Genomic DNA, 11,197 nt, shown 5'->3' on the forward strand with positions numbered 1-11,197 from the left:
AATGAAAATAATTAAATATTTTGAACAAGTTTAATGAAAAATGGTTGACTGAATGCTCATTCATAATATAATGGGAGTAAGAGTAAATTCAGAAAATTATATTGTTTTTAAAATTTTCTAAGATGAAGAAAGGAGCACCATGCCCATGAACGGTTTATTATGGATCAACTTAATTGCATTTCTTCTTGTAACCGCTTACGCTATCAGCCTGTTTGTCTATGTTGTGAAGACGCGGATTGAATATATCAAGCTTGGCAAAAAGGTAGAGTTTGACGGCAAGGTGAAAGAGCGCCTTGAGAAGATCTGGGTCAACGTATTTGGCCAGAAAAAGCTTTTAAAGGATAAGAAAAGCGGAATCATCCACGTGATGTTTTTCTATGGCTTCATTCTTGTCCAATTTGGAGCGATTGATTTTATTATCAAAGGAATTAAGCCAGGTGCGCATTTGCCGCTTGGCCCATTATATCCTGGCTTCACCTTTTTCCAGGAAATTGTGACCCTGATGATCCTTGTTGCGGTAATCTGGGCTTTCTACCGCCGTTATGTGGAAAAGCTTGTCCGCTTAAAGCGCGGATTCAAATCAGGTCTCGTCCTTATTTTTATCGGCGGGCTCATGCTTTCCGTCCTGCTTGGGAATGGAATGAGCATGATCTGGCATGGCCATGAAGGAACCTGGACAGAACCGGTTGCTTCCCTGATTGCCGGCGGATTCTTATGGATGGGTGAAACAGCCTCAATTGCTGTCTTTTATATCGCATGGTGGATTCATTTATTATTCCTGCTTGCATTCCTGGTGTATGTACCTCAATCCAAGCATGCGCACTTAATCGCTGGACCGGCCAACGTATATTTCAACCGGCTGGACAATCCGGGGAAATTAAAGGCAATCGACTTTGAAGATGAATCACAGGAAAGCTTTGGTGTCGGAAAGATTGAAGATTTTACACAGCATCAGATGATTGACTTCTATGCGTGTGTGGAATGCGGACGCTGTACCAATATGTGTCCGGCAACCGGCACGGGAAAAATGCTTTCGCCAATGGATTTAATCCTGAAATTGCGTGATCATTTAACGAATCACGGTGCGGTTGTCACGTCAAAGCAGCCATGGGTGCCGACATTCGCTTTTTCCAACACGAAAGGCAATCAGCTTGCCCTTGCAGCTGCCGGCCAGGGTGCAGAAGAAGCTGCGGCTGGCCTTGCTTACAGCCCAAGCCTGATCGGGGAAGTCATCACAGAAGAAGAAATCTGGGCTTGTACGACTTGCCGCAACTGTGAAGACCAATGCCCGGTTATGAATGAACATGTTGATAAAATCATTGATCTGCGCCGCTACCTTGTTTTAACAGAGGGTAAAATGGATGCTGATGCACAGCGCGCCATGACCAATATCGAGCGCCAGGGCAATCCTTGGGGACTGAACCGCAAGGAGCGCGAAGACTGGAGAGAAGCACGTGAAGATGTTCATGTGCCGACAGTGAAGGAAATGAAAAAGGCGGGAGAAGAGTTCGAATACTTATTCTGGGTTGGCTCCATGGGCTCTTACGACAACCGCAGCCAGAAGATCGCTCTTTCCTTTGCGAGACTAATGAATGAGGCCGGCGTCAAGTTCGCTATCCTTGGCAACAAGGAAAAGAACTCCGGTGACACGCCAAGACGTCTTGGAAACGAGTTCTTGTTCCAGGAGCTTGCCACAAAGAACATTGAAGAGTTTGAGAAAAATGAAGTGAAAAAGATCGTCACGATTGATCCTCATGCCTACAACATCTTTAAAAATGAGTATCCGGATTTCGGATTAGAGGCAGAGGTTTATCACCATACTGAAGTGCTTGCACAGCTTGTGGAAGAAGGCAGGCTGAAGCCTCAATATGCTGTGGAAGAAACGATTACCTTCCATGATTCCTGCTATCTGGGACGCTACAACGAGGTGTATGATCCTCCGCGTGAAATCCTTAAGAGCATCCCGGGCGTCAAGCTTGTGGAAATGGAACGAAACCGCGAAACCGGCATGTGCTGCGGAGCGGGAGGCGGCCTGATGTGGATGGAGGAAGAAACCGGACACCGCATCAACGTATCACGCACAGAGCAGGCATTGGCAGTGAATCCATCCGTGATCAGTTCAGGATGTCCATACTGCTTAACCATGCTGTCTGATGGAACGAAAGCGAAAGAAGTGGAAGAACAGGTTCATACGTACGATGTTGCTGAAATTCTCGAAAAGTCCGTGGTGGGCGAAAGCCGGAATTTAGCATCCTAGCATAGTGAAAGTGGAAATTGAAGCACTGCCGAAATTCCAGTAATGCATTTTGACGAAAAATGTTTTTACCTGAATTTTGTGTAAAGTGTTTCAATTTCCGCTATTTTTCTAGTAAAATAGAAAATGATAAAGCGCTTACAATTTTGCTTGTCTGCTGATGAGGGAGAAAATCCTTTGATTTCGCGGTTTTTTCGAGCGAGCGTTCAGTCAGCCAACACACCTTCACTAGTATTTAACTTCAACCAGAACTGCTTCATAGACCCGATTTTTTTTCAAATTAATTATTAGAACATTTTAAATTAATAGTACAAGGGAGCGATTCTTAATGGGGAAAACCGTAATTCTTAGCGGAGTAAGAACACCTTTTGGAAAATTTGCCGGAGCGCTCAGCAGCTTTACAGCTTCTGACCTTGGCGGATTTGCAGTAAAAGAAGCGCTGAACCGTGCCGGCGTCAATCCAGAGGATGTAGATGAAGTGATTCTCGGAACTGTTCTCCAGGGAGGCCAGGGCCAGATCCCTTCACGTCAGGCTGCCAGAAAAGCAGGATTGCCATGGGAAGTGAAAACGGAAACGATCAATAAAGTTTGTGCTTCCGGCATGCGAAGCGTCACACTGGGAGATCAAATTATCCGGGCAGGTGACGAGGAAGTCATCGTAGCCGGCGGCATGGAGTCCATGAGCAACGCGCCATATATTTTGCCAAAAGCACGCTGGGGCCTGCGCATGGGTGATTCAACAGTCAAGGATTTAATGGTCCACGACGGATTAAGCTGCAGCTTCACTGGCGTCCATATGGGAACGTACGGAAACTCGACAGCGAAAGAATTCGAAATCAGCCGTGAAGATCAGGACAATTGGGCGCTGAGAAGCCATGAGCGTGCATTTGCTGCAATCGAATCCGGCAAACTGGCAGAAGAAATCGTTCCGGTTGAAGTGCCTCAGCGAAAAGGGGATCCGGTTGTTGTTTCTCAGGATGAGTCTCCTCGTAAAGATACTTCTTTAGAAAAGCTCGCTAAGCTCGGATCTGTTTTTAACTCCGACGGAACGATCACTGCCGGAAATGCGCCTGGCGTTAACGACGGGGCAGCAGCATTGGTATTGATGAGCGAAGAACGGGCAGAACGCGAAGGCAAAAAACCGGAAGCTTATATTCTCGGCCATACAGCTCTTGCGGTGGAAGCCAAAGACTTCCCGCAGACACCGGGCCTTGTCATTAATGCTCTTTTGAAAAAGACAGGAAAAACCCTGGAAGAGATTGACCTATTTGAAATAAATGAAGCATTTGCGGCCGTGGCTTTAACAAGCGGAAAAATTGCCGGTCTTGATGCAGAAAAAGTAAACGTCAACGGCGGGGCTGTGGCACTCGGCCACCCAATTGGCGCGAGCGGAGCAAGAATCATTCTGACCCTGATGCACGAACTGAAGCGCCGCGGAGGCGGAATCGGCATCGCGGCCATCTGCAGCGGCGGCGGTCAGGGCGATGCGGTGATGATTGAGGTTCCGAAGCAGCAGTAAATTGGGATAAACGAAAACAAGATTGGATTCAACGGCTCAGCGGCCAGAAAAGCAAATATAGAACAACCGCAAACCCCAGAACGGAGGATACAAAAATGAACGTAAAACACATTATGGTAATCGGTGCTGGACAAATGGGTTCAGGAATCGCACAGGTTTGTGCACAGGCAGGCTACAGCGTCATCTTAAACGACTTAAAGCCGGAGTTTGTGGAACGCGGACTTGCTGTGATTAACAAGAATCTTTCCCGCCAGGTGGAAAAAGAGCGCATGACAGCGGACGAGATGGAAGCGGTGCTTAAAAATGTAACCGCTTCAAGTGATCTGCAGGACGCCAAAAATGTGGAGCTCGTCATAGAAGCAGCAGTTGAAAATATGGAAATCAAAACGAAGATCTTCAGCCAGCTCGATGAAATTGCACCAGAGCATACGATTCTGGCAAGCAACACGTCATCCCTGCCAATTACAGAAATCGCAGCAGCAACAAAGCGTCCGGAAAAAGTAATCGGCATGCATTTTATGAACCCGGTGCCGGTGATGAAGCTAGTGGAAATCATCCGTGGCCTTGCGACAGCTGACGAAGTGTATCAAACGATTGAAGACATTACGAAGACGCTTAAAAAAGTGCCTGTTGAAGTGAATGATTTCCCGGGATTCGTATCCAACCGGATTCTGATGCCAATGATCAATGAAGCAATCTTTACGCTTTATGAAGGGGTCGCGACAAAAGAGGCCATTGATGAAGTGATGAAGCTCGGCATGAACCATCCAATGGGACCGCTGACTTTGGCCGACTTTATTGGTCTCGACACATGTCTGTATATTATGGAAACCCTGCATGAAGGCTTTGGGGATGATAAATACCGCCCATGCCCGCTGTTAAGAAAATATGTAAAAGCCGGCTGGCTTGGCAAGAAGACAGGCAGAGGCTTCTACGTTTACGAATAAACAATAGGCCTTGGCCAGCAAAGCCAGGCAGCATCGGAGGGTATAAAAATGAACCTGAGATTTACAGAAGAGCAGGAAATGATGAGAAAAATGGTGCGCGATTTTGCCCATGCGGAAATCGCCCCTTTTGTGGAAAAAATGGAGCAGGGCGAATTTCCAAGGGAGATTCTCCGCAAAATGGGCGAGCTTGGCCTGATGGGGATACCGATTCCTGAAAAATACAGCGGATCCGAAATGGACTTTACCTCTTACATTATCGCCATCCATGAACTGTCCCGTGTGAGTGCGACAGTGGGCGTTATATTATCGGTCCACACATCGGTTGGAACAAACCCAATCCTTTACTTCGGTACGGAAGAGCAAAAGCAGAAATATATTCCGAAGCTTGCTTCAGGCGAGTATCTCGGAGCGTTTTGCCTCACTGAACCGAGCGCAGGCTCAGATGCGGGAAGCCTGAAATCCCGTGCGGTAAAAGATGGAGACCATTATGTCATTAATGGCTCAAAAGTGTTCATCACGAATGCTGGCGAAGCAGACGTAAATATTGTATTTGCATCCACAAATCCGGAGCTTGGCAGCAAAGGCATCTCCGCTTTCATTGTCGAGAAGGATACGCCAGGCCTTGTATTTGGAAAAGATGAGCACAAAATGGGTCTGCACGGCTCAAGAACGCTGCAGCTGACATTTGAAGATATGCGGGTTCCGGCTGAAAATCTCCTCGGTAATGAAGGAGAGGGCTTCAAGATTGCGATGGCTAATCTGGATGCCGGACGGATCGGGATTGCTTCACAGGCACTTGGAATCGCAGAAGCAGCTTTTGAAGCAGCTGCGGGTTATGCAAAGGAACGCGTACAGTTCGGCAAGCCGATCGCCGCTCAGCAGGGTGTCGGTTTTAAGCTTGCAGACATGGCGACTAGCGTAGAAGCAGCGAAACTATTAATCTATCGCGCGGCAGACATGCGCCAGCGCGGCATCAAGTGCGGACTCGAAGCCTCCATGGCAAAGCTGTTTGCATCCAAAACAGCAGTAGACGTGACAACAGAAGCCATCCAGGTATTCGGCGGCTACGGCTACACAGAGGATTACCCGGTTGAGCGCTACTTCCGCGATGCAAAAATTACCGAAATCTATGAAGGCACAAGCGAAATTCAGCGGATTGTCATCAGCAAACAGCTGTAAATCAGCCTTTATTAAAAAATCATCAAATCCATATAAAGCGAGGGACCAACAATGAATTTCCAATTAAGTGAAGAGCATGAAATGATCAGAAAAATGGTGCGCGATTTTGCCAGGAACGAAGTGGCGCCGACCGCTGCTGAGCGCGACGAAGAAGAGCGATTTGACAGAGAGATATTTGACAAAATGGCCGAGCTTGGCTTAACCGGGATTCCGTGGCCTGAAGAGTACGGCGGAATCGGCAGTGATTACCTTGCTTACTGCATCGCAGTTGAAGAGCTTTCAAGAGTATGTGCATCAACAGGTGTAACTCTTTCTGCCCATACGTCCCTTGCAGGCTGGCCGATCTTCAAGTTCGGCAGCGAAGAGCAAAAGCTAAAATACTTAAAGCCGATGGCACAAGGTGAAAAAATCGGCGCATACGGACTTACTGAGCCGGGCAGCGGATCTGATGCCGGCGGAATGAGAACGACAGCACGTCTTGAGGGCGATCATTACGTCTTAAACGGCAGCAAAATTTTCATCACAAACGGCGGAATCGCAGATATCTATGTTGTGTTTGCCCTGACAGATCCATCCTCCAAGCATAAAGGAGCAACAGCGTTCATCGTGGAAGCAGGCTTTGAAGGCTTCTCTGTCGGCAAGAAGGAAAAGAAATTGGGAATACGTTCATCACCTACAACTGAGATTATTTTTGAAGAGTGTAAGGTGCCGGTTGAGAACGTGCTTGGCAATGTAGGCGAAGGCTTCAAAGTTGCCATGATGACACTGGATGGCGGCCGCAATGGCATCGCTGCCCAGGCAGTCGGAATCGCTCAGGGTGCACTGGATGCTTCCATCGAATACGCTAAAGAACGCCACCAATTCGGCAAGCCAATCGCTGCCCAGCAGGGAATCGGCTTTAAACTTGCAGACATGGCAACAAGCATCGAAGCTTCAAGACTATTAACTTACCAGGCAGCATGGCTGGAATCAGAAGGGCTTCCATACGGAAAGGAATCTGCCATGTCCAAACTTCTTGCGGGCGACACGGCCATGAAAGTAACCACAGACGCCGTTCAAATCTTTGGCGGCTATGGATATACAAAGGATTACCCGGTAGAACGCTTCATGCGCGACGCTAAAATCACGCAAATCTACGAAGGCACACAGGAAATCCAGCGTCTCGTAATCTCTCGTATGGTAACGAAATAATATGTCTGACTGGGGGAGGCGGTAGGTAACAATGAAGAAACGGGAAGTGCAGGCTTCTGTTAAAGATGAGCGTCTTGTCAAAAAAAGACGTGATCAGATGATTAAAGGTGCCGTCACCCTTTTTATCCAAAAAGGGTTCCATCGTACAACAACTAGAGAGATCGCAAAGGCATCTGGTTTTAGTATTGGAACGCTTTACGAATACATCCGGACAAAAGAAGACGTTCTATACCTGGTTTGTGACAGCATTTACGATCAGGTTGCCGAGCGGCTTCAAAAAGGCCTTGATACAAAACAGGGCACGCTTGAGAGCCTGAAGCAGGGCATCGCCGATTACTTCAAAGTGGTCGACGAAATGCAGGATGAAGTGCTTGTCATGTACCAGGAGGTAAAGGCGCTGACAAAGGATGCCCTTCCATATGTTCTGAAAAAAGAAATTGAAATGGTCGGCATGTTCGAGCATGTCATTACCCTTTGCGTGGAGAATGGGGAACTGGAGTTGCCGGAGGAGAAAATCAAAATGATCGCCCATAACATTTTTGTCCAGGGGCAAATGTGGGCATTCCGCCGCTGGTCCCTGCAGAAAATGTACAGCATCGAGGAATATATCCAGCTGCAGACCAATCTTCTTTTCCAGGGAATAAAGGATTCGGGAAAAGTCTCGGAAAAAGCTTAAGAATAGTGCGCAGGGATGAGCCTTGCGTTTACGGACAAGGGGGAGAACGATGAGCAATCCAGAAGTCTATAAGCCGAAAAATCATATTCGTTTTGTGACGGCTTCCAGCCTATTTGACGGGCATGATGCTTCCATTAATATTATGCGCCGCATCATACAGGCAAGCGGGGCAGAGGTCATCCACCTCGGGCATAACCGTTCTGTGGAGGAAGTCGTGAATGCTGCGATTCAGGAAGATGTGCAGGGAATCGCCATTTCCTCTTATCAGGGAGGACATGTGGAGTACTTCAAATATATGTATGATCTTCTGAAGGAAAGAGGCGCATCCCACATCCGCATTTATGGCGGCGGCGGCGGTGTCATCATCCCGAAGGAAATCAAAGAATTGCATGACTATGGAATCGCGAGGATTTTCTCGCCGGAAGACGGCCGCCAATACGGTCTCCAAGGAATGATTGACCGAATGATCAAGGAATGTGATTTCCCGACGTTTACAGCCGAAGCATCCGAGCAGATTGAAAAGCTTCAGGATGGGGAAACAAATGCCATTGCCAAGCTGATTACACTGGCTGAGCATCAGGTAACAGCAGGCAAGGAAGCGGCAGCTGCGCTTGAGCCGGTTATGGAGAAAGTGAAATCCCTCGAAAAGCAGGTTCCGGTTGTAGGGATTACAGGAACAGGCGGTGCCGGAAAAAGCTCGCTGACAGACGAATTGATCCGCCGTTTTATCAACGAAATTCCGGAGAAAAAAGTTGCGATCCTTTCAGTTGACCCGACAAAACAAAAAACGGGCGGTGCGCTTCTTGGCGACCGTATACGCATGAACGCTATCTTTAATCCGCGCGTCTACATGCGAAGCCTGGCAACAAGAAATTCCCGCAGCGAGCTGTCGCTTGCGATTCAGGATGCGATTTCAGTTGTCAAAGCAGCCGGCTTTGACCTGATTATTGTGGAAACAAGCGGAATCGGGCAGGGAGATGCCGGCATTACGGAAATTTGTGATGCTTCGATGTATGTGATGACAAGCGAATTCGGTGCGCCTTCCCAGCTTGAAAAAATTGATATGATCGATTATGCAGATTTGATCGTCATTAATAAATTCGAGCGTAAAGGCTCTGAGGATGCGATGCGCCAGGTACAAAAGCAGTACCAGCGCAGCCGGATGCTTTTTGAAAAAGAGCTTGAAGACATGCCTGTCTACGGAACCATTGCGAGCCAGTTCAATGACCCGGGCACAAATGCGGTGTTTGCGGCACTGGTGGAAACGATTAATGAAAAAGCAGGTACAGACTGGAAGACAAGTTTTACAAAAAACGCAAAAGTCGAAAAGCAGAATGTCATTATTCCGAATGAACAGCGCTATTATCTCCGCGAAGTATCGGAAACAGTCCGCGGCTACCATAAAAAAGCCGAAGAGCAGGCCGATCTTGCCCGCAAACTGTTCCAGCTGGAAGGGGCAATGCTTGCTGTAAAAGAACAAGAAGGAAACGAAGAAGTCATAGCTTCGCTTGAAGCCATTAAATCCGCGGCAGAAGAAAAGCTGACGGCTGAAACAAAGAACATTCTTGCAGGCTGGGAAGATCTGAAGGAAAAATACTCAGGCGAGCAATTTGTAACAAAAATCCGCGATAAAGAAATCGTGACGGTTTTAAAAACAAAGAGCTTATCCGGACTGTCCATTCCAAAAGTGGCACTTCCTAAGTACAAGGATTACGGAGAAATCATCCGCTGGGTATACAGAGAAAACGTGCCGGGTTCTTTCCCGTATACAGCGGGTGTATTCCCGTTCAAGCGCGAGGGTGAAGATCCGAAGAGACAGTTTGCCGGAGAAGGGACACCGGAACGGACAAACCGCCGCTTCCATTATCTGTCCAAAGATGATGCCGCAAAGCGCTTGAGCACAGCCTTTGATTCTGTAACACTCTACGGAGAAGATCCTGACTACCGCCCGGATATTTACGGAAAAGTCGGGGAGAGCGGCGTCAGCATCTGTACACTGGACGATATGAAGAAGCTGTATGCCGGTTTTGACCTGTGCCATCCATCTACATCTGTTTCGATGACGATTAATGGGCCGGCTCCGATTATTTTGGCGATGTTCATGAACACAGCGATCGAACAGCAGATTGAAGCAAAAGAGCAGGAGCTTGGCCGCGTGCTGACACCAGAAGAATTCACCGAGGTAAGGGCGAAAACGCTGCAGACTGTCCGCGGAACCGTTCAGGCTGACATTTTAAAAGAAGACCAGGGACAGAATACATGTATCTTCTCGACAGAATTCGCTTTGAGAATGATGGGGGATATTCAGCAGTACTTCATTGACCATAAAGTCCGCAATTACTACTCTGTATCGATTTCCGGCTACCATATCGCGGAAGCGGGGGCTAACCCGATTTCACAGCTTGCCTTTACACTGGCAAATGGCTTTACGTATGTGGAGTACTATTTGAGCAGAGGCATGAACATCAATGATTTTGCTCCTAACCTTTCATTCTTCTTCTCGAACGGACTGGATCCGGAGTATACCGTGCTCGGCCGTGTGGCGCGCCGCATCTGGGCAACGGTTATGAGAGATAAATATGGTGCGGACGAGAGAAGCCAGAAGCTGAAGTACCATATTCAGACTTCAGGGCGTTCCCTGCATGCACAGGAAATTGATTTTAACGATATCCGTACTACACTGCAGGCGTTAATGGCGCTTCAGGATAACTGCAACTCCCTTCATACCAATGCGTATGATGAAGCCATTACGACACCGACAGAAGAATCTGTCCGCCGTGCAATGGCTATCCAGATGATCATTACAAAAGAGCATGGCTTGTCGAAAAATGAAAATCCGCTTCAGGGTGCCTTTATCGTGGATGAGCTCACAGATCTTGTGGAAGAACAGGTACTGAGAGAGTTCGAACGCATCAATGACCGCGGCGGCGTTCTCGGTGCAATGGAAACTCAATACCAGCGCGGCAAAATCCAGGATGAGTCCATGTACTATGAAATGAAAAAGCATACTGGCGAGCTTCCAATTATCGGGGTCAACACTTACTTGAACCCTAATCCTCCATCAGAGGAAGAAATGAACAACATGGAGCTTGCAAGGGCAACGAAGGAAGAAAAAGAAACGCAAATCCGCAATCTGCGCAGCTTCCAGGAACGCAACAAAGACAAATCGGAAGAGGCACTGAAACAATTGAAGGAAGCAGCAGTCAGCGGCGGAAACATTTTCGCCGAGCTGATGGAAACCGTCAAAGCGGCAAGCCTCGGCCAGATTACCCGTGCATTATACGAAGTGGGCGGGCAGTACCGGCGGAATATGTAAGAAGAAAAGCGGAAGCGCCTTGCCCACGAAGGAACGCAGACTAAAAACGCCACGTCCTGTGGCAACGTCTGCATGACCCGCATCCTGCGGGCCTCAAGCACAAGACGAGCCTCCC

At 48.0% G+C, this 11,197-nt stretch carries 7 protein-coding genes; all 7 read left to right on the top strand.

Features of this window, described 5'->3' with window-relative positions; genetic code table 11:
• Nucleotides 1-145 precede the first annotated feature (145 nt).
• The 7 genes from BFI01S_RS19140 (at nucleotide 146) to icmF (ending at nucleotide 11,082) form a co-directional block, all read left to right on the top strand.
• The gene (locus BFI01S_RS19140) at nucleotides 146-2,257 is read left to right on the top strand and encodes a (Fe-S)-binding protein (protein WP_061794026.1); all 2,112 of its coding nucleotides are present in this window, start codon (nucleotides 146-148) and stop codon (nucleotides 2,255-2,257) included.
• Nucleotides 2,258-2,582: 325 nt separating this feature from the next.
• A complete protein-coding gene (locus BFI01S_RS19145) occupies nucleotides 2,583-3,773 on the top strand; it encodes an acetyl-CoA C-acetyltransferase (protein ID WP_061794027.1) in 1,191 nt (396 codons plus the stop codon).
• Nucleotides 3,774-3,868: 95 nt separating this feature from the next.
• The gene (locus BFI01S_RS19150) at nucleotides 3,869-4,720 is read left to right on the top strand and encodes a 3-hydroxybutyryl-CoA dehydrogenase (RefSeq protein WP_061794028.1); all 852 of its coding nucleotides are present in this window, start codon (nucleotides 3,869-3,871) and stop codon (nucleotides 4,718-4,720) included.
• Between the two features lie 48 nt (nucleotides 4,721-4,768).
• Nucleotides 4,769-5,899 carry an acyl-CoA dehydrogenase gene (locus BFI01S_RS19155; RefSeq protein ID WP_061794029.1) on the top strand — a complete coding sequence of 377 codons (1,131 nt, stop codon included), beginning with the start codon at nucleotides 4,769-4,771 and terminating at the stop codon, nucleotides 5,897-5,899.
• A gap of 51 nt (nucleotides 5,900-5,950) precedes the next feature.
• Nucleotides 5,951-7,090, top strand: a complete 1,140-nt coding sequence (locus BFI01S_RS19160; RefSeq protein ID WP_061794030.1) for an acyl-CoA dehydrogenase — start codon at nucleotides 5,951-5,953, stop codon at nucleotides 7,088-7,090.
• 31 nt (nucleotides 7,091-7,121) lie between these two features.
• Nucleotides 7,122-7,766 (top strand): TetR/AcrR family transcriptional regulator, encoded by a 645-nt coding sequence (locus BFI01S_RS19165; RefSeq protein ID WP_061794031.1) that lies wholly within the window; start codon nucleotides 7,122-7,124, stop codon nucleotides 7,764-7,766.
• A 49-nt stretch (nucleotides 7,767-7,815) separates the two neighbouring features.
• A complete protein-coding gene (gene icmF / locus BFI01S_RS19170; RefSeq protein WP_061794032.1) occupies nucleotides 7,816-11,082 on the top strand; it encodes a fused isobutyryl-CoA mutase/GTPase IcmF in 3,267 nt (1,088 codons plus the stop codon).
• Nucleotides 11,083-11,197 lie beyond the last annotated feature (115 nt).

The organism is Cytobacillus firmus NBRC 15306, assembly GCF_001591465.1.
GTDB lineage: Bacteria > Bacillota > Bacilli > Bacillales > Cytobacillaceae > Cytobacillus > Cytobacillus firmus.